Source organism: Cellulophaga sp. RHA_52, assembly GCF_007827205.1.
Taxonomy (GTDB): domain Bacteria; phylum Bacteroidota; class Bacteroidia; order Flavobacteriales; family Flavobacteriaceae; genus Cellulophaga; species Cellulophaga lytica.
Map to the genome: position 1 here is coordinate 3,101,840 of NZ_VIRZ01000001.1, position 24,568 is coordinate 3,126,407.

At 27.6% G+C, this 24,568-nt stretch carries 20 protein-coding genes; 18 read left to right on the top strand and 2 right to left on the bottom strand.

Annotated features, from left to right (window positions below; translation table 11 throughout):
• The first annotated feature begins 6 nt into the window (after positions 1 to 6).
• A complete protein-coding gene (locus JM80_RS13725; RefSeq protein ID WP_144710590.1) occupies positions 7 to 900 on the top strand; it encodes a glycosyltransferase family 2 protein in 894 nt (297 codons plus the stop codon).
• Positions 897 to 1,988 (top strand): glycosyltransferase, encoded by a 1,092-nt coding sequence (locus JM80_RS13730; RefSeq protein WP_144710592.1) that lies wholly within the window; start codon positions 897 to 899, stop codon positions 1,986 to 1,988. Before JM80_RS13725 ends, JM80_RS13730 begins: the two co-directional genes overlap by 4 nt.
• Position 1,989: 1 nt before the next feature.
• Here the strand turns inward: JM80_RS13730 and JM80_RS13735 are convergent, their stop codons facing one another.
• Together JM80_RS13735 and JM80_RS13740 are read right to left on the bottom strand one after the other, a co-directional pair.
• The gene (locus JM80_RS13735) at positions 1,990 to 3,048 is read right to left on the bottom strand and encodes an acyltransferase (RefSeq protein WP_144710594.1); all 1,059 of its coding nucleotides are present in this window, start codon (positions 3,046 to 3,048) and stop codon (positions 1,990 to 1,992) included.
• A gap of 145 nt (positions 3,049 to 3,193) precedes the next feature.
• Positions 3,194 to 5,272 carry a right-handed parallel beta-helix repeat-containing protein gene (locus JM80_RS13740; RefSeq protein ID WP_144710596.1) on the bottom strand — a complete coding sequence of 693 codons (2,079 nt, stop codon included), beginning with the start codon at positions 5,270 to 5,272 and terminating at the stop codon, positions 3,194 to 3,196.
• Positions 5,273 to 5,661: 389 nt separating this feature from the next.
• Here JM80_RS13740 and JM80_RS13745 point away from each other — a divergent pair, with 389 nt between their 5' ends.
• The 16 genes from JM80_RS13745 (at position 5,662) to JM80_RS13820 (ending at position 24,556) form a co-directional block, all read left to right on the top strand.
• The gene (locus tag JM80_RS13745) at positions 5,662 to 6,816 is read left to right on the top strand and encodes a glycosyltransferase family 4 protein (RefSeq protein ID WP_186439772.1); all 1,155 of its coding nucleotides are present in this window, start codon (positions 5,662 to 5,664) and stop codon (positions 6,814 to 6,816) included.
• Positions 6,817 to 6,921: 105 nt separating this feature from the next.
• Positions 6,922 to 8,232: a phenylacetate--CoA ligase family protein gene (locus tag JM80_RS13750; RefSeq protein ID WP_144710598.1), complete on the top strand. Its 1,311-nt coding sequence runs from the start codon at positions 6,922 to 6,924 to the stop codon at positions 8,230 to 8,232.
• A 20-nt stretch (positions 8,233 to 8,252) separates the two neighbouring features.
• Complete coding sequence (locus JM80_RS13755; protein ID WP_144710600.1) at positions 8,253 to 9,281, top strand: ATP-grasp domain-containing protein; 1,029 nt, start codon at positions 8,253 to 8,255, stop codon at positions 9,279 to 9,281.
• A 184-nt stretch (positions 9,282 to 9,465) separates the two neighbouring features.
• Complete coding sequence (locus JM80_RS13760; protein ID WP_144710602.1) at positions 9,466 to 10,527, top strand: hypothetical protein; 1,062 nt, start codon at positions 9,466 to 9,468, stop codon at positions 10,525 to 10,527.
• A 39-nt stretch (positions 10,528 to 10,566) separates the two neighbouring features.
• Positions 10,567 to 11,181: a sugar transferase gene (locus JM80_RS13765; protein ID WP_034644672.1), complete on the top strand. Its 615-nt coding sequence runs from the start codon at positions 10,567 to 10,569 to the stop codon at positions 11,179 to 11,181.
• A gap of 105 nt (positions 11,182 to 11,286) precedes the next feature.
• Positions 11,287 to 12,981 carry a NeuD/PglB/VioB family sugar acetyltransferase gene (locus JM80_RS16610; protein WP_084470693.1) on the top strand — a complete coding sequence of 565 codons (1,695 nt, stop codon included), beginning with the start codon at positions 11,287 to 11,289 and terminating at the stop codon, positions 12,979 to 12,981.
• A 5-nt stretch (positions 12,982 to 12,986) separates the two neighbouring features.
• A complete protein-coding gene (locus JM80_RS13775) occupies positions 12,987 to 14,018 on the top strand; it encodes a GNAT family N-acetyltransferase (RefSeq protein WP_144710604.1) in 1,032 nt (343 codons plus the stop codon).
• Between the two features lie 46 nt (positions 14,019 to 14,064).
• Positions 14,065 to 14,889: a cupin-like domain-containing protein gene (locus JM80_RS13780; RefSeq protein WP_051456056.1), complete on the top strand. Its 825-nt coding sequence runs from the start codon at positions 14,065 to 14,067 to the stop codon at positions 14,887 to 14,889.
• A gap of 57 nt (positions 14,890 to 14,946) precedes the next feature.
• Positions 14,947 to 16,107, top strand: a complete 1,161-nt coding sequence (locus tag JM80_RS13785) for a GNAT family N-acetyltransferase (RefSeq protein ID WP_034644674.1) — start codon at positions 14,947 to 14,949, stop codon at positions 16,105 to 16,107.
• Between the two features lie 247 nt (positions 16,108 to 16,354).
• Positions 16,355 to 17,686 carry an MBOAT family protein gene (locus tag JM80_RS13790; RefSeq protein WP_246864764.1) on the top strand — a complete coding sequence of 444 codons (1,332 nt, stop codon included), beginning with the start codon at positions 16,355 to 16,357 and terminating at the stop codon, positions 17,684 to 17,686.
• A gap of 4 nt (positions 17,687 to 17,690) precedes the next feature.
• Positions 17,691 to 18,638 (top strand): hypothetical protein, encoded by a 948-nt coding sequence (locus JM80_RS13795; RefSeq protein WP_144710606.1) that lies wholly within the window; start codon positions 17,691 to 17,693, stop codon positions 18,636 to 18,638.
• Positions 18,639 to 18,660: 22 nt separating this feature from the next.
• The gene (locus tag JM80_RS13800; protein ID WP_144710609.1) at positions 18,661 to 19,911 is read left to right on the top strand and encodes a GNAT family N-acetyltransferase; all 1,251 of its coding nucleotides are present in this window, start codon (positions 18,661 to 18,663) and stop codon (positions 19,909 to 19,911) included.
• A gap of 8 nt (positions 19,912 to 19,919) precedes the next feature.
• Positions 19,920 to 20,864, top strand: a complete 945-nt coding sequence (locus JM80_RS13805) for a GNAT family N-acetyltransferase (RefSeq protein WP_144710611.1) — start codon at positions 19,920 to 19,922, stop codon at positions 20,862 to 20,864.
• A 25-nt stretch (positions 20,865 to 20,889) separates the two neighbouring features.
• On the top strand, positions 20,890 to 22,083 hold the full coding sequence (locus tag JM80_RS13810) for a GNAT family N-acetyltransferase (RefSeq protein ID WP_144710613.1): 1,194 nt from the start codon (positions 20,890 to 20,892) through the stop codon (positions 22,081 to 22,083).
• Positions 22,084 to 22,085: 2 nt separating this feature from the next.
• The gene (locus JM80_RS13815) at positions 22,086 to 23,267 is read left to right on the top strand and encodes a GNAT family N-acetyltransferase (protein ID WP_144710615.1); all 1,182 of its coding nucleotides are present in this window, start codon (positions 22,086 to 22,088) and stop codon (positions 23,265 to 23,267) included.
• Between the two features lie 80 nt (positions 23,268 to 23,347).
• Complete coding sequence (locus tag JM80_RS13820) at positions 23,348 to 24,556, top strand: GNAT family N-acetyltransferase (RefSeq protein ID WP_144710617.1); 1,209 nt, start codon at positions 23,348 to 23,350, stop codon at positions 24,554 to 24,556.
• The last annotated feature ends 12 nt before the right edge of the window (positions 24,557 to 24,568 follow it).

Here is a 24,568-nt window from a genome sequence, read left to right on the forward strand (position 1 = left end):
CTTATTATGACAAACACTAAAACCATAACCGTATTTACCCCTACCTACAACCGCGCGTATTGTTTAGACCAGGTGTACCAAAGTCTACTGAAACAAACCAATAAAGATTTTTTATGGTTAGTTATAGATGATGGCTCTACAGATACAACCAAAGAGTTAGTAGCAAGTTGGATTGCAGAGGGCAAAATTGCCATACAATACCATTACCAAGAAAATTTAGGGATGCATGGCGGACACAATGCAGCTTATAAATTAATTACTACCGAGTTAAACGTTTGTATAGATAGTGATGATTTTATGCCTGTAGACGCTATAGAAAAAATACTATACCACTACCCTAGCATTAAAGACAATCCTAAATTTGCAGGTTTGGTTGGTTTAGATGCAGATAAAAAAGGGGACATTATAGGGTCTAAAATGCCTGAAAGCTTAGAAGAAACCACTTTATCTGAAATTTACAACGTACACAAAGCTAGTGGAGACAAAAAATTAGTCTATAAAACAAAAGTGGTAAAAAAATACCCTGCTTATCCTATTTATAAAGGAGAGCGTTTTGTACCTCTTGGGATACTTTATTTAATGATTGATCAAGACTATAAATTAAAACCTATTAATGAAGTTTTATGCATAGTTGAATATTTAGAGGATGGTTCATCAAAAAACATATTAAGACAATATAAGCTACATCCTGAAGGTTTTTTATATTCACGCATCATAGAAATGAAATACTCTAAAAGTATTAAATATACCTTTACCAGAGCTATCCATTACATATCGTCATGTCTCTTTTTAAAAAGAGTTAATATTTTTAAAAATAACCCTAAAAAGATAATTACTTTCTTTGCCATACCATTTGGAGTATTAATGCACATCTATATCTTGTTAAAAATAAAAAAATGAAAATCCTTCAAATTATAAACAACCTACAAACAGGTGGAGCGGAGAAACTTTTACTAGAGTCTATTCCTCTTTTTAACAAAGATGAGAATATAACTATGGATTTAGCTGTTTTAAATAATAATGATGCTCCTTTCTTAGAACAATTGAAAAAAAAGAGTCCTACTAAAATATTTATTTTATCAAAAAAAAGCCCTTACAGTCCTAGCAACATTCTAAAAATAATTCCATTATTAAAAAAATACGATGTAGTACACGTACATTTATTCCCAAGTCTATATTGGGTAGCTTTAGCCAAACTAATAAGTTTTTCTAGAACCAAATTAATATATACAGAGCACAATACCTCTAATAGAAGAAGGGATAAATTACTATTTAAAATAATTGATAAATTAATCTATTCTCAATACTCAAAAATTATTACCATTTCTAAAGACGTAGATACTAATCTTAAAAAGCATTTAAAATTTAAAGAGTCTAAATTTGAACTTATACAAAATGGAGTTAATTTAAGTACCATTAAAAGTGAAACAGGATATTTAAAATCAGAATTAGCCAAGGGCATTAATGACAACCATAAAATACTTGTACAAGTTTCTTCTTTTACAACTCAAAAAGATCAACAAACTCTTATTAAATCATTAGAATACCTTGACAAAAATGTAATAGCCGTATTAGTTGGCGATGGTCCTTTAAGAACAGAATGTGAAGAATTAGCACGCAAGTTAGACTTAACAGACAGAGTGTTTTTCTTAGGCATACGTATGGCTGTACCAAAAATTTTAAAAACAGCGGATATTGTTGTTTTATCATCCCATTATGAAGGTCTATCATTAGCCTCTATTGAAGGGCTTGCTTCTGGCAAACCGTTTATAGCTTCGGATGTTCCCGGTTTAAAAGATATTGTTAAAGGTGCTGGCTTATTATTTCCTGATACTGACTATAAAGCATTAGCACAACAAATTTCTTTAATATTAGAAGATGAAGCATTATACTTTGATCTTATTAAAAAATGTTTAAAAAGATCGCAAACATATAACATTAATAAAACAATAGACAAACAAGTAAACCTATATAAAAATAATCATTAATTTAACTTCCTATCAAGTATCTACTGTATTTTGGAAATTTCTTTTTTATCAGATATGTTACAAATAGTGATAAATAAAAGATTACAATAAAATAAATGATGTATATATAAAATTGATTGATTGAAAATGTTAAGTTTAGCTTTGGCTTAATAACTTCAATAACCCATATTATGATTCCGTGAATAAAATATATTCCGAAACTGCATTCTGCTATTAAATTTAAATGCGTCGACTTAAAATTTTCAAAACGCTTCAGCCATATTAAAAAGAATAGACTAAATACTATTTTCTGAATTAACATTAAATCTAAACCTTGAAATAAAAATGGAGCTTTTTCATAAGTTCCTAATTTCCCTAAATAAGATTGAGAAAAAGCCAATAACAAGACAATAACAAGCAAGTAAGAATCTTTTCCTTTTAACTTACTATAAATTATATCCTTTCTTTCTGACAAAGTAATTCCAAGTAAAAAAACTGGTATATAGAAGACTACATTTTGTAGTATAGCATAAAAATCCTGACTATCCCCTCTATGTAAGACAAAGGAAACTAACAAAAGACTGGTAACAATTATAATTTTTGAGGTTATTTTTAATCTTACAAAAGACACAAATAAAGGTGTTAACAAAAAAAGAATCATTACAAAGGGTATGTACCAATAACCAATAAAGAAATGCATTCCGGTAAAATAATATTTTGAAATATTAATATTAGAAAAACAAAGTAATAAATTTTCAAATGAATTTAATTTATAAAGACATTTAAAAAACACTATACTAACTGCTAGTGTAGTAAGTATTATATAAGGTATTAACACATACTTTATTTTTTTTAAATAAAACTTTTTAAACTGAAATTTCCTATAATAAACGTGGTGGAACAGAAATCCAGATATTATCACAAATAATGTTGAACCACCTAAAATAAGGTTTAAAAACATTCTAGATATTAATGTATTGTTGGATAAAATTGATATGTTACCGAAAAAAACGAAACAATGACCTGCCACTATAAAGATTATAGATATTGCGCGAAAATTATTTATTGAATTTAAAAACATTATAGTCTTATTCTAATTAAATTAATGCAAACCTAATTTAAGTTCTTAGAAAAGCAATTAATTTTAAATAAAAAGTGCTTAATATTAATCTTTAATCAGATTAATACTAAGCACCTTGTAATTTTATGACAATTGTAATAAAAAATTACATTTCAATCACTGTATTATTTTCTAAAACAACATTACCAGATAACTTTACATCCTTATAAACCTTAATTGGCTCTATTTTTAAAGGTGTTTTTGTAACATATAAATAAATTTTATTTCCTGAAAAAATACTATTGGGAGAATCATCATAGAACAAAATTCCACTAGCTCCTATATTAGCATCTATTTCATTATTTCTTAATATTACATTACTGGCACCAGTATTTAACTGAACATCTCCAAACTTATTATCAATAATCTCAATTGAATTCCCTACAATCAAACTAGGTGGGGCTCCTGTCTCTGAATCTGTTTTAACTCCAGTAATAGTGTTGTTTTTTATAATAAAATTAGAATCTGTATCCATTTCCCATTTATTTCCTATTGCTAATGAAAAATTAGCTCCTTCTTGCATTTCTAGAGTATTATCTTCAATAGTAACATTTTCCATAGTATTCATAGAAGTAATTCCTCTGCTGTAGGCTTTAATACTATTATTATATATTTTAGTGTTGGAAACACCATTACTAGAAGTTTTAGCTCCTGCTCCCAAAGCAATTCCAACAGTAGCTTCTACATCATTTTCGTAAACAATAGTTCCATTACCTGCAATATTTATAGCTACACCTTCTGTTTTAATAGTATTTCCATATACTTCATTTCCATACACAAAATCGGTTCTATTAAAATTTTGAGCACTACCCGCAGAAATACTACCACCAGTTATTGTATTATTTCTTATTACCAACCCTTCAACTGTATGAAATGATATTCCACAATCTATAATTTCATTATCTTCCACAATAATTGGTCCGTTTCCGTGAGAGAAAAAGAACCCTCCTGCTCTAGGATTAGCTTCAACATCAGTAATTACTTGTTTATTTCCTCTAAAATAAACATGACTTACCCTTTCATATTCAATTAAAGCTCCTGTTACTGCATCTCTACCCCTAACTGGCTCCATATTAAAATTAGAAGAAGGTGCTGTTCCTGTAGAATTTTCTGTATCAATACCTCCATCAATAAATTCATTATTTTCTACATAAATATATTCTCCATTTACAATAACCAAATTGGTTCTTCTAGCCCTAATAAATTTATTATCTCTTAATGTGATATCTTTAGAACGTATATGTCTTGAATCATTATAATGATATATACTACTAATAGCTAAACAATCACCTGCAGCATCCATAAAAGTAACACCGTCTATAGTTACTTCCCTACCACCTTTTATTGACATTACATTTACCCACTCATTTGTTTTTCCGGTAGCACCATCAGAATCCACAAAGCCTGAATTGTAATTATGTTCATCTCGTTCACCATGTAAATAACCTCCAGAAACTTTTATATTTTCAGCATCGTAAATAGATAACAAAGCCGCTCTAAAATGACCGTGTGGTTGCATACGTAAATGTGTATTTTCACTCATTGCTAAATGAAAGTTAGAAGGTAAATTAATTGCATGTAATTCAGGAACAGAAATATTTAAATAACCATCAGTTTTAAAGTATGCATCAAAAACATCTACTTTGAACTCAAAACCACCTAATTCATTTATTTTGTTAACTAAAATCTTAAAATTAGTAGTATTAAGTATTGCTACTTCATCATTAACTTTTCCTTGTACAATATCCCAACGGCTTGGGTGAAATTCAAAGGTTTCGCTTATAAGGCTAACATTACCTTCTACAGTTAAGTTTTGGTTTAATAAATTGCCATCTATTTTACCACCTGCGGTAAAATTTAAAGTACCATTAATAATTTCTCCTCCTTTATATTCTAAAGTTACACCTGTTGGTAAACTTACTGTTTTACCATCTAAGTCTAATTGGCATTCTATAGCCAAAGTAGTACCTGCTGCAATACCGTCTAAAGTATAGTCACAAGGTGTGGTATTAATATCTAAATCACCTATAGGTTGTACATCTGGTTCTGTATCTGGCTCTTCTTCAGCTGCGTTTTCTGCTATTACATTTGCTAACAAATCTTCTTGAGAACATGAGACTAGTGTTGTAGCTATAAATAAGCTAAAAACTAGAACTTTAACTAGGGTTAATGGTTGCTTGTGCATATTACTTTTTTAATGGGGTTTAAAGATACTATTTTAATGTAATAATCGATTAAATGTTAATAAAAATCGACAACTAACTTATTCAAATACGAAACAAATTCAGTTTTGGACGTTAACACGCTCATTTTTAACAAAAAAACGTATAAAATATTATTTTTGTAGTATTCTACTTTACATTAACAAAGCATATACTTTAAATTAAACTCATTTTATGCCCTTTTTAGTATAACCGTTACCGTTAAAATTTACCTTTTAATAGATTAATTGCAAGAACAAAGTGCTTTTATAAGTAGATTTGCTAGGTTTTTAACTTAAAATAGGCACAGATAAGTGTCTTATAAAAATAAGAATAATACCTATAAAGTATTCTACAGGAGATTTCCATTATTATGAAAAAGAAAATAATACGTGTTACAACAATTCCCAATTCACTAGGTAAACTACTTACTGGGCAACTACGTTATATGAGTAAGTATTATGACGTAATTGGTGTGTCTAGCGGAGGAGATGCTCTTACAAATGTGCACATACAAGAAGGTGTTCCTGTTATTGCGGTAGAACTAACCCGTAAAATAACACCTATTAAAGATTTAAAATCTGTATACGGGCTGTACAAAATATTTAAAAAAGAAAAACCTTTTATAGTACATAGTCACACGCCAAAAGCTGGTACTGCTGCTATGTTAGCTGCTAAATTAGCTGGTGTACCACACAGGTTACATACTATTGCTGGTTTGCCATTATTAGAAGCTACTGGTACAAAAAGAACCATTTTAAATCTTGTAGAAAAAATAACTTATGCTTGTGCTACTAAAATTTATCCTAACTCTTTTGGGTTACAAGACATTATTATAAAAGAAAAGTTTACACGTAAAAACAAGCTAAAAGTAATTGGTAAGGGTAGTTCTAACGGTATAGACACCAACCATTTTAATCCTGACTTGTATACTGCAGCAGACAATTTAAAATTAAGAACAGAATTAGGTTTTGCGCCAGAAGATATTGTGTTTACGTTTGTTGGCAGATTGGTGGCAGACAAAGGTATTAATGAGTTAATAGGTGCTTTTAAAAAATTAGCAGCTATAAAAAAGAATGTAAAATTACTACTAGTTGGTACTTTTGAAACAGAGTTAGACCCACTTAACAAAGCGTCTTTAGACTACATTTACAATAATAAAACGGTTATGGGCATTGGTTGGCAAGAAGATGTACGCCCTTATTTTGCAATATCTGATGCATTAACGTTCCCTAGCTACAGAGAAGGCTTCCCTAACGTAGTGATGCAAGCTGGCGCTATGAAACTATATAGTATTGTTACAGATATTAACGGGTGTAATGAAATTATAAAAGAAGGTGTTAATGGCACAATTATACCTGTAAAAGATGCAGATGCGTTGTTTACAAAAATGCTTGAATTTTACAACCACAAAGACAAACTTTATAACCCAAATACCTGTAGAGAAGTTATGATTAATAATTACGAACGATCTTATATTTGGGAACAATTACGTAAAGAGTATGAGTCTTTAGAAAAAGAAAAATAATTTTTATAAGTATTAACGAAAGTTTTTTAACTAAACAGCGACTTTTATAAGAAAAAATGTTCCCCTACATTTATAACCTATTAAAAATTAATACATTAATAACGTATGGGATTAGCTTCTGACTGTAGAAATTTTGCTTTCTGGACTTTAGATATGTTAAAGGGAGGCAAAATAAAAAAAGATGTAAATGCTATTAGGAACTTTAATAAAGCCACCAAAGAAATACAACTACAACAACAAACACAGGCATTAGATTTTTTACTAAACTTTGCAGTTAATAATACTAAATATTACCAACAGTATGCTAATTTTAGTACGCTTCAAGATTTTCCGGTAGTAGATAAAAATAGTATTAAAACTAATTTTGATGCTATTACAAGCGCTAATCAAAACAAAGATAAATTTACTTTAGTTAGTACTAGCGGATCTACGGGTACTCCTTTTAAAATATACCAATCTAGCAGAAAAAAAACCAGAAATACTGCAGACACTATTTATTTTGCAAAACTTGCCGGTTATACTATTGGCCAAAAACTGTTATATCTTAGGTTTTGGGCTGCCTATTTTAAAAAACCCAAGCTAATTGCCTTTTTACAAAATACAGAACAGTTAGATGTTACCCAACTAACTGACAAGTATATTAAAGATCTACTGAGTAGACTACAAAATGATTCCTCTGAAAAAGGGTTAATAGGTTATCCTTCTGGTTTTGAAACCATATGTAAATATTTAGATAAAGTAAAAGCAGCACCGTTAGACTGTAATATGAAATCTATAATTGGTATTGCAGAAGGTTTGAGCCCAAAGGTTAAATCAAAAATGGAGTATTATTTTAAAAACCCTACAGTCTCTAGATACTCTAATGTAGAAAATGGTATTATAGCACAACAATTACCTAATGAGACTAGTTTTACTATTAACTGGGCCAGTTATATTGTAGAAATTTTAGATTTAGAAAGGGATCTGCCTGCTAAAGATGGAGAAATAGGCCGTATAGTTATTACAGACTTGTACAATACTGCTACACCAATGATACGTTACGACACTGGTGATGTTGGCTGCTTACAAACAGACAATGAAAATACTTTGCCAAAATTAAAAAACATAGAAGGCAGAAAAATGGATGTTTTGTATAAAACCAATGGAGACACACTAAACTCCTTTACAATGCACGCTTATGTTTATGATTTTCATGAACTAGAGCAACTGCAGTTTATACAAACTGATGAAAAAAAATATATAATAAAAATAAATTGCAAGTCTACATTTATAAGAGAACAAGAACTTGTTTCATTATTTAAAAGTGATATTGGTGAAGATGCAGAAGTAGTTGTGGAATATGTAAATGAAATTAGAGCCCTAAAATCTGGTAAAAGAAAAATATCTGTAAATCTTTACAAAAAAACCTTGCAGTAATCTGCTCAAAATATTAAAACATGAAACCAACCAATATTCTTTTTACTTGCGCAGGCAGAAGAAACTACCTAATTAACTACTTTAAAGAAGCTTTAAATAATGAAGGTCTAATAATTGCAACAGATATGAGCGCTAATGCTCCTGCCCTAGCAGATGCTGATATTGCTATTACTGTACCTAGTATTTATGATGAAAACTACATTAGTACCATAAAAGACATATGCCTACAACATAAAGTAACAGCTGTAATTTCATTAAACGATTTAGAGTTGCCTTTGCTAGCCAAACACAAAAGTAATTTTAATAATATTGGTGTAAAAGTTTTAATTTCTAATGAAGATGTTATTGATATTGCTTTTGATAAATGGAAGTTTTATCAGTTTTTAATGAAAGAAAAATTAACTACTCCAAAGACTTTTATACATATAGATGAAGCTATAGCTGAAACAGAAAATAATACCCTGAGTTACCCTTTAATACTTAAACCAAGATGGGGAAGTTCTTCTATTGGTATAGAGACAGTAGATACTAAAGAAGAATTAATACTTGTACATAAATTGTTATTGATTAAATTAAAAAAAACAATATTATACAAGGCCAGTGAAAAAGAAATTAACACTGCTATTTTAATTCAAGAAAAAATAAAAGGTTCTGAGTACGGGTTAGACATATTAAATGATTTTAATGGTAATTATTACGGAACATTTGCCCGAGAAAAACTTGCTATGAGGTCTGGAGAGACAGACAAAGCTATTTCTGTAATTACCCCTGAAATATTAGCTATTGGAGAAAAAATATCCTTATTATTAAGGCATTCTGGAAATTTAGATTGTGACATTTTTATTGCTGAAAATAAAATATACATTTTAGAATTTAACCCCAGATTTGGTGGTGGATATCCGTTCTCACATGAAGCAGGTATTAATACTGCTGCAATTTATATAGCATGGCTTAAAAATGAAAAAATTAAAGCGTCGTTTAATAATTACAAAAGCAACATCACCTTTGCTAAATGCGATAGATTATTAAAAATAAAGAGTAATAGTTAACTACACAAAAGTTCCTGTTTTTATTAACGTTAACAACAAATTGTTCTCTTTAAATAAATAAGAATAGGACGTAAAAGTTACGTTTGTCTAGTATTTACTACACTACATCCATATATCTGCATATATTAATTTAAGCGCACTTTTTTAATTATTTTTGAACTGTAATTATTAAGTAGGAAAATTAATGGAAAACAAAGCAGGTATAGGTTCTTTTTTTCACAGTACAGATGCTGATGCTATAACTAATTTTAATACGCAAGACTATATTACTAATTACAACTTATTTTATACAGGAAGACACGCAATAAAATATATTTTTGACAAACTTATTGCAGAAGAAAATATAGCAAAAATTTGGCTTCCAAAGTATTACTGCCAGCACGTAACAAGTTGGTTACAAAAATGTTATTCTACTATTCATTTTTATACATTAGATCCTTTTAATCCTGAACACCAATTAAATGTGTTAGATTTTGCAACGGATAAAGATATAGTATTACTAAATAATTTTTGGGGATTGTTCCATTATAACATTCCTACAACGGCCAACAAACCATTTTGCATAGAAGATCATTCTCATGGCTGGCTTAGTTCTGGATGTTTAACAAGTAAAGCAGATTACTGTGTAGCATCATTGCGTAAAACATTGCCTATACCATTAGGAGGAATTTTATGGCAACCAAACGGAAAAACACAAAATAATAACACAAGTATTGGTAACGTAGATCCTGTATTTTATGATAATTGGGATTTGGTAAATAAAGCTATGCAACTAAAGCAAAATTATATTTACAACAATAGCGTTAATGATGACACTTTAAAACAAAAATATTTAAATCTAATTTCTGATTCTGAAAATTATTTACAACACCAATACCAGGTAATTTCTGTTAAGGAAGAACACCGTAAATTAATTGGTTTATATTTAAATAAGAATTATACGCATTATAAAAAGCATAATTTAGAATATTTAATACAAAACCTTAATAAAAATGATAATTATCTTATCTTAAAAAATAATAAAAACACAACGTTTGGATTGCATTTAGTTTTTAAAGATTTAGATACATTACAAAGTGTAAAAAAGCATTTAATACAAAAAGGGATTTACCCGTCTGAATTGTGGCCCGGTAATGAGCAAACCAATAGTTGGTCTTTTTTATTAAATATACATATAGATTTTAGATATACAATTAAAGATATGGCTTATATAGCCACCTCACTTAACCAATGGGGAAACTATTAATACACAAGCTAAACACAAGAACCAAAAACAACCAAAAGTATGTACATTAATTTTTTTAAAAGAATTCTAGATTTTATACTAGCATTTATAGGCTTTGTATTTTTATCCCCTTTTTTCTTTACTGTTGCTATTGTTTTATTTTTCTCTAACAATGGTAAAATTTTCTTTTTTCAGCCTAGACCTGGTAAAAATGAGAAAATTTTTAAAGTGATAAAGTTTAAATCTATGAATGATAAAAAAGATGAAAACGGAGAACTACTACCTTTTCATTTACGCGTAACCAAATTTGGTAATTTTATTCGCAAATATTCTTTAGATGAAATACCACAACTGCTTAATGTTTTAAAAAACGATATGAGCCTTGTTGGTCCTAGACCATTACTTGTAGAGTACTTACCTCTCTATAACGATTTTCAAAAACAAAGACATTTAGCAAAGCCAGGAATTACAGGATGGGCTCAAGTTAACGGTAGAAATGCCATTTCATGGGAACAAAAATTTGAACTAGATGTATGGTATGTAAAAAACAGATCTTTTAAAACAGATGTTAAAATTTTACTACTAACAGTAAAAAAAGTATTTGTAAAAGAGGGTGTAAATAGTAGTGACAACTTAAATATGTCTACATTTACTGGTACACCAACTACTAATTAATACTTAATTAAAAGCTTCCCCCGTTTAAATTTTAATAATTTTTATAATTAGCTGTATAAAAGTTATTAGTAACTAAATAGCATACTTAATCTTATTTTTTGCAAAATGGATGAATCTAACAAAATAAAAGTTCGTTTATACGGTGCTGGTGGTCATGCACACGTAATTATTGACACCTTAAAATCTAATGGTTATGAAATTACAGATGTTTTTGACAATGCACCAAAAAATAGCCTATTTGCTTCTTTAAAAGTAGAAAAAATTGATTCTAACTTTAAAAATTTTCCAAATACTGGTAATCCATTAATTATTGCAATAGGAAATAATAAAATACGAAAAAAAATTGCTGCGTTATTAGATGTAGATTATATTTCAATAAAACACAACTCGGCTATAGTATCTACTAGTGCTAAAATTGGTAAAGGTACGGTAATATTTGCAGGAGCTATAGTACAAGCAAATAGCGCTATTGGTGAACATGTTATTATTAATAGTGGCGCTAGCGTAGATCATGATGCAAAAATTGAAGACTATGTACATATAGCACCGCAAGTAACTTTATGTGGTGATGTATACATAAAAGAAGGAGCTTTTATTGGAGCCAACTCTGTTATTATACCTAAAATAACTATTGGTAAATGGGCAACTGTTGGTGCTGGATCTGTGGTATTAGAAAATGTACCAGACTATGCTACTGTTGTTGGTAACCCTGGTAAAATTATTAAGAGGAAAAAAAATGGTAAAAAGTACGATTTATATGTAAAAAAAATAAACACGTTAGAAGAAATTGAAACATACAAAGAACTACTAAACAATTACTGGGACAATAATGTTTATTACACCTATGAATATTTAAAATATTACGAAAATGAACATGACCAATTGCGTTATTTTTTATTAAATATAGATGGTATTCCTAATACTATTATGCCATTTTATTTAAGAGATATAAAAGATAAAACCTATAAAGATGTAATTACTCCTTACGGTTACGGAGGACCATTATGCAAAAACTGTGATGACACTAAAGTACTAACTAAATTTTGGGAATTAGTAGATAAATGGTATTGTAAAAACAATATAGTATCAGAGTTTGTACGCTTTAACCTAAATGGAAATCACAATAATTATAGTGGTGAATTAACCGAAACACTATTGAATGTTAAAGGTGAAATAAAAGAAACTGAAGACGACCAATGGACTGCCTTCTCTACAAAAGTTAGAAATAATTACAGAAAAGCAAAACAACATAACTTAACGTTTAAATTATACGAAGGAAATGAAATTACAGATAGTGTAATAGAAAATTTTCATAAAGTATATATTGAAACTATGGATCGTAATAATGCTAAAGAAATCTACTATTTTCCAAAGCAATATTTTGAAAATTTAATACACGCAAATCCAAATAGTTTTGCCATAGCCAAATCATATAAAGACAATGTAGTTGCATCTGTAGAACTTATTATTATAAATAAAGCTACATTATACGCATTTTTAGGTGGTACTAGAGCTAAATATTTTGAGTGCAGGCCTAATGACTATTTAAGAGTAGAAATTTTAAAATGGGCCACAAAAAACAGTAAAAAATATTATGTTTTAGGTGGCGGACTTACCAATGGTGATGGGCTCTATAAAAGTAAAAAAGTATTTTTCCCTAAAGATGAAGATGCTGTATTTTACACAGGTAGAAAAATTATAAATAAAGAAGTATATAATTTATTATCTAATAAAACCTATAGTTCTTCTAAGGACTGTAATGAAGAATGTAATTATTTTCCAGCATATAGAAGACCATAACAATTATGCTAAAAATTATAGGAAACAAAAAAGAGTGGGATACATTATTAGAGACTGTAGCAGGGTATGATTTTTACCATACCTATGACTATCACATTAATTGTGCTAATGATAATGAAGATATAGCACTTATTTCCTATACAACAAAAGACATTATTATTGCATTTCCTATACTCATAAGACCAATTAAAAACAGTTCTTTTTTTGATGTTACTTCTGTGTATGGGTATGGAGGCCCCTTAAGTAAAAACATTACAGCCAACACCAATCTTACTCCGTTTTACAACAAGCTACGTATTTATTTTCAGCAAAAGAATATCATTTGCGCCTACAGTAGTTTAAATCCATATATAGACAATCAAAAAAGAATTTTGTCTGGTCTTGGAAAAATTGAAAATGTAAGCAAAGTTGTAAATATTAATCTTAAGCAAACTTTAGAAGAGCAAGAGTCTAATTTTTCTAAAACAACAAAACGATATATTAAAAGAAATAAAAAATTATTCTATTCTAGGGTTGGTAAAACAAAAGAAGATGTAGCCATTTTTATTGATTTGTACTATAAAACGATGTCTAGATTAAACGCTAGCAAAAACTATTTTTTTAAAGAAGAATACTTCTATAATATTTTAAAAAGTAAGCAATATAATGCAGAGATTATTTTTGCGGTTACTAAAGACACAAACATTAATGCTTCTGCTGCTCTAATTATAAAAACAAATAATACCATTATACAATACCATTTATCTGGCACTCTAGAAGAATACAAACACTTATCGCCTATAAGATATATTTTAAATGAAGTACGTGTACAAGGTACACTACAAGGCTATTCTTATTTTAACCTAGGTGGTGGTTTTGGCGGAAATCACGATTCTTTATTCGACTTTAAAGCTTCGTTTTCTAATGATTATAAAAAATTTAAGGTTTGGAAATACGTATTAAATAACAAGGAGTATAACAACTTATCTGGTAAAAATAAGAATTTAACTCCTTTAGCTAAAACTTCTTTTTTTCCGTTATATAGGTACAATAAATAGTGCTTTGTATAAATCTTATTATATTTAATTAATAAACAGGACTCTTATGGATATTTTAGATGAAATTTTGGAGTTAAGTAAGCCTGTAGAAGAACTAGCTACGGTTGACGCTAACTCATTTAAAAACATTCTTTTTAACAAAAAAAAGCCTGTAGTTATAAAAGGATACGCAAAAGACTGGGGTGCTACTAAAAAATGGGATTTAGAATATTTAATACATTTAGCTACAAATGAAGAAGTAAGTCTACTCTCTGGAAATTATATTCAAGGAGACAGTAAATATCAAAAATCTACATTAAAAGAATATTTACAAAAATTAAAAAATATAAACACTAACTCTAATTTTACAGACTACTTAACCACATTAGATATTTTTAAATACTTACCAAATTTAAACGGAGACACAGATTTTTCAATTTTTGAACAACATACTGCCGTTAATGATGTTGCAGCTTGGATTGGCCCCAAAGGTACAATAACGGGGTTTCATAACGATTCTGGAGATAATATGTATGCACAAGTAAAAGGAGAAAAATTATTTATAATTGTACCTCCTAAATATTCTGCACAAATGTATCCCAGTACCAAGTATATTAATGGTGCTATAGCTAGTAAGGTAAATATTACTAACTTTAATGCTACAAAATACACAAACTTTAAAAGTATACCCTTTTACAAAGTAGTGCTACAACCAGGAGATGTTTTATTTTTACCAAAAAAATGGTGGCATTATGTACAGGCTTTGGATAGCTCTATTAGTATTAGCAACTTTGGTTATACAAAATTAGAAATATTAAAAATGAGAACCCTTAATTTTTTACATAGAAGAGGGTATTACAAAACAAATAATTGTTACTGTTGCTCTAAATAAAGACACCTTACTGCTTAAAAAAATAATTCTCCTATTCTCTATTTTATTATAAAAGTTATGTTACTTACTACTAAAGATTTTTATACAGAGTTTACCGAAAATAGACATATACTCCCCTACTACACTAAATTAGAGAGCAACTACAATAAAAAAATATTTTATAGTGCAAAAAGGGATACCTCCACCATTTATAATCTTAAATGTATATCTATTAAGCTATTTCCTAAGTATTTAACCCCCTATTTTTATACAGACACTAACATAGGGGTAAAAAAGATATTCCAAAAGGATGTAAATGGTTGTGCTATACTGATTAAAGAAAAAGTAACTATAGCATTATTTTTAAGAAATGAATATTCTAAAAAATTTAGAACTAGTATTAATAGATCTGTAAATAGGTTTGAGCTTTGTTTTAATTACAGCTATAAAATGATAACTGAAAGCATTACTGCAAAGCAATATAAATTTTTAATGGGTGCATTACACAAAATGCTAGTGTATCGTTTTAACCAAAGAAATGAACCTAACGATGTACTTGATAACTGGGATTATTACTACAATTTAGTTTTTAATTTAGTAAACACTAATAAGGCTTCAATACTTGTTATTTATAGTAATGACGAGCCTATAAACATTTCTATAAATTATCATTTCAAAAATATTCTATTTATTTCAATCTCTTCATTTAATCATAATTTTTCTAAATTTTCATTGGGAAATATTTCAATATACAAAACTATAGAATGGGCCCTTAGCAATAATTATAATTTATTAGATATGGGATATGGAGACCTAGAATACAAAAGATTTTGGAGTAATTATATGTATGAGTATGAAAACCATATTGTTTACAAAAAAACACATATTACTAATGCTATAGCAAGTATTGAAGCATCAAAAATTAAAATAAAAAATACGTTAAAAAAATACCCCATAGCTAAAAAGGTCGCTAAATTTAAAACACTTTTTAGAAAAAATAAGAGCTCATTAAACCATTCTATTAATTACAAAACAATAGATGTTTTAAACCCTATAACTGCTAATTTAAGTGAAGTACATTTTGGTGACAGGAACTTTAATTTAATAGCAAAACCATTATATGATTATCTTTTTTTAAACTCTATACATTTAGATTGTATTAGAGTATACGAAATAGAATATTCCAAAGAATATTTAATAGTGGGATCTAAAAAAACACAAAAAGTAAAACTGAACTAAATAGGTTACACAGCAAAGCACATGTAACTTATCTTATATTTTTACATTTAATCATTTTTAAAGGTAATCTTATTGCTAAATAGCTAATTTAGTACACTATACCAACACCTTAAATAAGTAATACAACCACATGTTATTTAATTCTTTTGAGTTCTTATATTTTTTACCGCTCATAGTTGTGGGTTTTTATGTTTTACCCCATAAATTTAGATGGATATGGCTGTTATTAGCTAGCTACTATTTTTACATGAAGTCTGAACCTAGTCTAGTTTTACTACTAATTACCTCTACCCTTGTAGATTATTTTTGCGCTCTACGAATTTATGCTGCCAAAAGTCAAAAAATCAAAAAAATATATGCTGCAACTAGTATTTGTATAAATGTAGGTATATTAATAGCCTTTAAGTATTTATTCTTTTTTTCATCATCATTGGCTAGCTTACTAGAATTTTTTGGAATATCAATCCCTATTGATGAAGCTGAGCAAAGTTACCATATTAGTCAAATTTTATTACCAGTAGGTATTTCCTTTTATACTTTCCAGACAATGAGTTATACTATTGATGTGTATAGAGGAAGTATAAAACCTGAGAAACATTTGGGTATTTTTGCGCTATATGTTGGTTATTTTCCTCAATTAGTTGCTGGCCCTATAGAACGTGCATCTACATTATTACCGCAATTAAAAAAGAAAATAAATATTAACATTAAAAATATAGAACAAGGTCTAATTATGGTGGCCTGGGGATTTTTTTTAAAAATTGTAGTTGCAGATAGGTTAGGTATATATGTAGATGAAGCTTATGCTACGCCAGAAAGTCCACACGGTTTTGCTTTAACCTTAGGTGCTCTTTTTTTTATGTTTCAAATCTATTATGATTTTTCTGCTTATACAACTATTGCCATAGGTACTGCTAAAATATTAGGCGTAGATTTAATGCAGAATTTTGATAGACCAATTTATGCTAAAAACAGTTCTGATTTTTGGCAACGATGGCATATATCTCTAATGTTATGGCTTAAAGATTATATATACTTGCCTCTAATAAATAAGGTAAAACTTAACAAATTAACAGCTACATTAATTGTATTTTTTACTGTTGGTTTATGGCACGGAGCCAACTGGACTTTTGTTGTTTGGAGTATGCTAAATGCCTTGTTAATTATACTAGAAGTACGTATTATTAAACCATCTAAAAAAGCACTAATTACAAAATTTAACTTTCTAGAATTTTTCTTAAATAAAATTCATTGGTTTTTTGGTTTTGGTTACTTTTTAATATCTCTAGTATTTTTTAGATCTTCATCTATATCTAGTGCCATACTTTATATAAAAAGTATGTTTAATTTAAGAAGTTTACATATTAATCTGCTTAACAATTACCTAGAGTTATTTTTGTGCGCACTTTTTGTAATCATTGTACAAATAATTCATTATTACAAAGGAAATAATAAAGTTTACGAGCTAGTTTTAAACAAACCAAATTATTTAAAATGGCTTATTAGTTTTGTATATATTTTAGTTATTGTATTGTTTGGTATTAACAGACAAAACTCTTTTATCTACTTTCAATTTTAGTCTTATGAAACATTTCTTATTAAAAATAATTCTATTTTGTACCGTGTTTATAGGCACTTATTTTTTCTTTATAGATAAATTATCTAAGAATTTTGTAGATGAAAATTATGCCAAATTCACTTATAAAGCAGAAGGTTTAGTTATGGGGTTATCACGCGCAAACCAAGGTATTAGTCCAGAAATATTAACACACACATTAAAAGGTGAGAATAGTAGCTACTCTATAGTAAATTTTGCTTTTGATGGTTACCAATCATTCTATGGTAAAGTTTATTTAAATGCCATCAAAAAAAAACTTAAAGATAATAGTACTAACGGAATTTTTATTTTATCTGTAAATCCTGGAAGTTTTTCTGTTCAAAAAAATATGGAAAATGATACGATATTACAAATGGATGAAAACCTTATTCTAGGAAAAATATCTAGATTTAATGACAATCCTAATTACAATTATATAATTAATTGCTATTCTAACTCACTATACAACTGTTTTTTAAACGACAATAAATTTAGTAACCTAATTGCTCACAGCAACGGTTGGAAAGAGATTAAACAACAAACTAAAGAGTATACCATAAGCTCTACTGAGGTTGCACAATGGAAGAATGAAACATTAAAAAAATATTCTGAATTAGCAAATACTAAATCTTTTAATAAAACTAGGTTTAATTATTTAATTAAAACGATTGCATATTTAAAAGGAAAAGGAAAAGTTTTTTTAGTTAGAATGCCAATAGATAAAGAAGTCTTAAGATTAGAAAATAACAATTGGAAAGATTTTGATTTTGAATTTGATAGTATTGCTAAAGCAAATAATATCCCTTATTTTAACTATTCAGCAAACAATGCTAATTTAAAAACATATGATGGATCTCATTTGTTTTCTAAAAGTGCAAAAGACTTTTCAAATATTTTAAGTAATGACATAAAAGCTTACTTAAATATTAACTAGGCTATTTTTTTAAAATTTTAAAATGATACAGAACAATCCTTTTCTTTGTTTTAACTTCTTAAAAAAGTGGATGATTCATTTTTCTTCTAAGAAAAAAGAATACTCAACATCCCTACTACCTGATTTTACTTTTATAAAAACATTTATTCCTTTATTATATACCAATATTGCTAAAACAAATACCAAAGGACTAACGTATACTATTAAAAATAAACAAGAGAAAAAAAAGAATTCCAAAACATTTCTAATTTACGATATACATACCTATTTTAACACAATATCTATAAAGGATGATAATAAATATAAAATTAAAAAAACAATACAATATCCTGGATATTTGTGTGAATTAGAAAATTTTTTAAGTGTTAATGAGTATATGAAAAAAAGGCTTAGTAAAAGCAGTAATTACAAATTTAATTTATACAAAAGAAAGCTAGAGCACTCTTTTGAAATTAGTTATAAAATGTATTATGGAGCCATTACTAAAGAAAAATATAATTTTCTTTTTTATGCTTTTAAAAAATTACTTATAAAACGTTTTAATGACAAACAAGAGACTAATAATAATTTAAATCCAAAAGAATGGGACTTTTATTTTGATGTAACTTACCCTATGCTGTTAGAAAAAAAAGCTGCATTGTTTGTTACCTATAACAAGAAAACACCAATTGCAATTACCTTATTGTATTTTTCTGATACTATTGCTTTTGATACCATTAGAGTATTTGATATTGATTACGCACCCTTTAGACTTGGCACTATTAGTATTATTAAACAATTAGATTGGTGCATCACCAATGGTATTAAGTTTTTAGATTTTTCTAAAGGTTATTATGAGTACAAAGAACGTTGGGCTACAACAAAATATAATTTTGAATATCATATTATTTACAACTCTAAGTCGTACGCTTCTAAAACTATAATGTATTTAACATTGGCTTTTTTCAATTTTAAAAACTATTTAAGAAATAAGAACATTCATAAAAAATTTCATCAATTTACATTTGCGCTTAAGAAAAACAATACAAAAAAAATAGAGAAAAAAGTTCCCTTAAAAAACTTTAAAGCTCCTAAAAAAGAAAACTTAAAAGAAATATCTGTTTTTGACATAAAAAACACAAGCCTATTAAAATATGTATATGATTTTTTATATAGGAAATCAGAAAAACTAAATCACGTAACGCTATATAAAATAACAAACCATCAGAATTGTTATTATATTAAAGGTTTACAAAACGCTGATACTTTTACGGCTTATAATTTAAAAGAATAAGTTACTGTATGCTTGAAAAATATTTCTCAAAAAAAATAACAAACTTTGTTTTCTGTCTATTTATAGAGAGAAGGAAGCCTTCATTTTTTGATGAAATAATATATAATTCGATTACAAACACACCTATTACATCTACCAAAAATTTAATTCTTGATAAATCTAGTAGACACCTTATTATAAATATACCTAACTACATACACATAACAGAGAATAAAGAAAATATTGAAAAATTAAAATTTATAGATGTACCGCAATACAAAGGCTTTTTAGTTAACCTAAAAAACCAGGTTAGTACTGCTAATTTTTTACAAGAACAACTAAGTAAAAGAAATCAGAAAAATTTACGTTCTAAACAGAAAAAACTAGAAAACAACTATAGAATTACACACAATGTGTTTTTTGGTAATATTGAAAAAGAAAATTACGTACTAATTTTTAAAACATTTTATAGTTTATTAAAAAGCAGGTTTGATCAAAAAAAAATACATAACAGATACCTTGCAGATTGGGATAACTTACAGTCCAATTTTTATAACAAAATTTTAAAAAAAGAAGCCTCACTATTTGTTTTATACGACAATGAAAAGCCTATTGGAATTACATTAAATTTTCACATTAATGATATTGCTTTTAGCCACATACAAGCTTTTGATGTAGACTATGCCATTTATAATATAGGAGACATATGTATGGTAAACCATATTACATGGTGTATACATAATAATGTTAGTATTTTTGACCTATCTATGGGAGAGACGTATTACAAAGTAAAATGGAGTAATCACCATTATAACTTTTACAATAGACTTTATTACAATAAAAATGCTGTATTAGATATAATTTGGGTAAAAAAAACCAGTCTAAAATTTAAATTATTACAATATTTAAGAGATAAACAAATTTTAGGAAAGTACTTTTCTCTAGATAGACTATTATACAAATTAAATAACTAAGCTTACGCTATAGCAAATTAATAAGATGTTAATAAACATAGACTTTTTAGATCGCATCCTTTTAAAGCCAAAAGCTTTAGCTTTGTTTTACGCTGAGCTTAAAAATAAGCTTACTAAAAGCACCATTTATATAAATAAAAAATCTAATGTCTTAGATTTTAATAAAAAAACATACTTTTTTAATGATGTTCCAGATTATATAATACCGTCTATCGGCTCCAATAACAACATAAAACTTATTAAACTAAATACCTACAAAGGTTCTATGATTAATTTAAGTGACTATGAAAGTGTTGATCAGTATTTAAAAGCAAATTTTAGCTCTGACAGAAGATCTAAATTTAACACATATAAAAAAAGATTAGAAAAGTGTTTTAACATAACATACAAGGTATATTTTGGAAGTATAGATAAAGTAGAATACGACCGTTTATTTGTTTTTTTTCCAGAAATGATCAAAAAGCGCTTTGATTTGCTAGGTAAAGACCATTACGATTTAACTGTCTGGGATAGATATGAGCAAAACGGTTATGATTTAATAAACCAAAAAAGAGCGTGTTTATTTGTTATTTATGATAATGACAAGCCAATTAGTATCTCTTTAAACCCAGTTATGGGAAATATTCTTTATGGCTTTGTTAGAGGTTTTGATGTTGATTACTCTAAATTTTATATTGGTTTTATAGACTTAATTTATCAACTAGAATGGTGCTTTAACAACAATATAAAAGTTTTTGATTTAGTTAAAGGTTTTTTTTCATACAAAGCTAAATTTACTACTAACACCTACTATTTTCAAAGCCATATTGCATATGATAAAAAATCAATAGCATCTACTTCTATTGCCTTAACAAAAGCATTGAAAATAAAAAGCTTTTACACAATGGTAAGGTTATTAAAAAAACTTAACGTAGATACACTATATCACTACTATATCACAAAAAAAAATAAAGAAAAAGAAGAGGCATTAAAACAAACAAATATCAATTATAAATATAAAACTATACCGCTAAATATTGATGACGATATTTCTAAATTAGATATAGTTATTGACTTATTTAGAGAAGAATATGATTTTTTAAGAAAGCCTGTTTATGATATTCTATATACTTTGCAAGAACCCATTACTTCTATTACTATTTATAAAGAAAATGAAGAAATTTTCATTTTAAAAGGAATAAAAAAAAGCTATAAAATAACAGTTGCTAAAGTATTTTAACTATGGCTAAACATAATAAAACTGTATTTTTAAAAGGCTTATTTTTTAATGATAATACCATACCCTTTTTTGAAAAAATAACATACCAAACAAAAACTTTATACACTATAAAAAGCACTAATATAAAAAACACCAAAAACACATTTTATGAGGTGGTTGATGTACCAGGTTACTTAGATACATACATAACTAACGAGGCTAGAAAATTAAAAAAAATACAATTAAAAACACTAAAAGGGTATTTAGTTGAAACAGAAAAATATACAACTGTAGAAGAATATCTTACTGCTAATTTTGGAACTAAAAGTAGGTCTAATTTAAGACGCTATAAAAATAGGCTAGAAAAGTGTTTTAACATTACTTACACTTGTTATTATGGAGATATTACAAAAGAAAAATATAACAGCTTATTTATAGCTCTTAAAGCTTTATTAATTAGACGGTTTGAAGAAAAAAAAGAAAACAACTATGAGTTGCGTCATTTTGATGAATACCAGGATACCATCTACAATTTAATTTTAAAGAAAGAGGCTAGCATTTTTGTTATTTATAATGACCAAAAACCTATTAGTATACGTATTAATATGTTTAAGAAAACACTTGGCTACTACATAATGAGCTGCTATGATATAGATTACTCTAAATTTCATTTAGGTTCCTTAGACATGCTTAAAAATATAGAATGGTGTATAGAAAACAACACTGCAACTTATGATCTTCTAAAAGGTTATGATTATTACAAAAAAGATTGGAAAACCACTACTTTTGATTTTTACAACTGCATAATTTACGATCCTAGCTCTATACAAGCTAGTTTTAATGCTTATGCTAAAAAAACAAAAACAAAAGGCACTTATCTACTGTACTACACTCTAAAAAAAATAAATTTTATTACGTACTATAAAAGAGTAAAGCAAAAATTATATAAACAGACACATAACGCTATCACGGAAAAAAAAATAACGCACACTAAAATAGAAGAGAACCAGCTAACTGCGAACAGCATTCAATTAGATTTTGAAAAGAATGAAGCTTATTCTTATTTAAAAAGAACTATTTTTAATTTACTCTTTACGTCTAAAGAACACTATAAAGACATTAAAGTTTATAAAAATTTAGATAATAAAAATAATTTTTATGTAGTAGCTAAAAATAATAAATGGTCTTTAAATATTATAGATTAAAGAGTTATTACGCAACTACTATTACAATACTTATTTTAAACAAAGCGTTACAATTATAGATCGCGTTATAATAAACACTTATGTTAAACAATTTGGAGCCACACACTAGATTTTCTTTTTTTCTTGATCTCTTTTTTAAAGACAAGACTTTTCCGTGGTTTTACAATAAAATAACAAATAACTACCTAAAAACTGTTGTTTATAATACTACTGACACTCCAAATAAAACATCTAATATAGAAACGTGTATTGTATATGATATTCCTAATTATTTAGACATAAAAACTACAATACAAGAGACAAACTTAAAAGAAATTAGTTTTCCTCTTTACAACGGCTATGCTGTTTACTTTGGCAACCACAGTACCTGTGATGCTTTTTTAAATGACCAAGTAGGTAAATCTAGAACAAATAAACTTAGAAGACACCAAAACAGACTAGACTTATCTATTGCGCCAACATATACTATGTACTATGGAGCAATTGAAGAAATAGAATATAAAAGGTTATTTAAAGAATTAAAACGAATAACGGCCTTACGATTTACCCAAAAAGAAGAGCATAATTTTGAATTACCATATTTAAACTACTATGAAGAAATAATGTTTAAAATGATTTTTGAAAAAAAAGCAAGCATCTATGTAATTTATGACAAAGATAAACCCATAAATATTACGCTAAATTTTATAGACGGACAAACGATGCTTCATTTTAATAGTTGTTTTGATGTAGACTATAGCATGTATAACCTAGGACATCTAAACACCATAAAACACATACGCTGGTGCTTTGATAATAATATTAAGTTATTTGATATGGGAAGAGGAGATTTTTTTCATAAACGCCAGTGGGTAAATAAAACATACCTATATCAAGAACATATTATATATAATTCCAAATCTATTACCGCTAAACTAAAAGCAAAAAAAATAATCGTACTTTACAAATTTCGCTTTAGAATGGTCGCAATTTTAAAAAAAATGAAGTTTCATTTAGCTTATGGAAAATATATTAAATTTAAATATAGATTATCTAATAAAAAAGTCGAGAAAGACAATACTACCTACAACATAAGTAATGGCGTAGTTATACCAAAAGATAAAAAAATAGTAAAGATTAATTATTTAGATAAAGAATACAGCAATCTCTTGTTTTATGTAAATGATTTTTTACACAAAAATTTTGAAAAAAACTCAGCCATTAGCGTATACAAAGACACTAAATTAGCGAGCATTTATTATATAAAGGGAGAAAAAAACACTCAAAAAATAAGTATTAAATCATCATAAATATTTAGAATA

Excerpts from the sequence above, each read along its gene's own strand:
- JM80_RS13750 (WP_144710598.1), top strand. The coding sequence starts at position 6,922 with ATGGGATTAGCTTCTGACTGTAGAAATTTTGCTTTCTGGACTTTAGAT.
- JM80_RS13795 (WP_144710606.1), top strand. The coding sequence starts at position 17,691 with ATGAAACATTTCTTATTAAAAATAATTCTATTTTGTACCGTGTTTATA.
- JM80_RS13740 (WP_144710596.1), bottom strand. The coding sequence starts at position 5,272 with ATGCACAAGCAACCATTAACCCTAGTTAAAGTTCTAGTTTTTAGCTTA.
- JM80_RS16610 (WP_084470693.1), top strand. The coding sequence starts at position 11,287 with ATGGATGAATCTAACAAAATAAAAGTTCGTTTATACGGTGCTGGTGGT.
- JM80_RS13735 (WP_144710594.1), bottom strand. The coding sequence starts at position 3,048 with ATGTTTTTAAATTCAATAAATAATTTTCGCGCAATATCTATAATCTTT.
- JM80_RS13800 (WP_144710609.1), top strand. The coding sequence starts at position 18,661 with ATGATACAGAACAATCCTTTTCTTTGTTTTAACTTCTTAAAAAAGTGG.
- JM80_RS13760 (WP_144710602.1), top strand. The coding sequence starts at position 9,466 with ATGGAAAACAAAGCAGGTATAGGTTCTTTTTTTCACAGTACAGATGCT.
- JM80_RS13810 (WP_144710613.1), top strand. The coding sequence starts at position 20,890 with ATGTTAATAAACATAGACTTTTTAGATCGCATCCTTTTAAAGCCAAAA.
- JM80_RS13745 (WP_186439772.1), top strand. The coding sequence starts at position 5,662 with ATGAAAAAGAAAATAATACGTGTTACAACAATTCCCAATTCACTAGGT.
- JM80_RS13755 (WP_144710600.1), top strand. The coding sequence starts at position 8,253 with ATGAAACCAACCAATATTCTTTTTACTTGCGCAGGCAGAAGAAACTAC.
- JM80_RS13785 (WP_034644674.1), top strand. The coding sequence starts at position 14,947 with ATGTTACTTACTACTAAAGATTTTTATACAGAGTTTACCGAAAATAGA.
- JM80_RS13765 (WP_034644672.1), top strand. The coding sequence starts at position 10,567 with ATGTACATTAATTTTTTTAAAAGAATTCTAGATTTTATACTAGCATTT.
- JM80_RS13815 (WP_144710615.1), top strand. The coding sequence starts at position 22,086 with ATGGCTAAACATAATAAAACTGTATTTTTAAAAGGCTTATTTTTTAAT.
- JM80_RS13775 (WP_144710604.1), top strand. The coding sequence starts at position 12,987 with ATGCTAAAAATTATAGGAAACAAAAAAGAGTGGGATACATTATTAGAG.
- JM80_RS13820 (WP_144710617.1), top strand. The coding sequence starts at position 23,348 with ATGTTAAACAATTTGGAGCCACACACTAGATTTTCTTTTTTTCTTGAT.
- JM80_RS13725 (WP_144710590.1), top strand. The coding sequence starts at position 7 with ATGACAAACACTAAAACCATAACCGTATTTACCCCTACCTACAACCGC.
- JM80_RS13780 (WP_051456056.1), top strand. The coding sequence starts at position 14,065 with ATGGATATTTTAGATGAAATTTTGGAGTTAAGTAAGCCTGTAGAAGAA.
- JM80_RS13730 (WP_144710592.1), top strand. The coding sequence starts at position 897 with ATGAAAATCCTTCAAATTATAAACAACCTACAAACAGGTGGAGCGGAG.
- JM80_RS13790 (WP_246864764.1), top strand. The coding sequence starts at position 16,355 with ATGAAGTCTGAACCTAGTCTAGTTTTACTACTAATTACCTCTACCCTT.
- JM80_RS13805 (WP_144710611.1), top strand. The coding sequence starts at position 19,920 with ATGCTTGAAAAATATTTCTCAAAAAAAATAACAAACTTTGTTTTCTGT.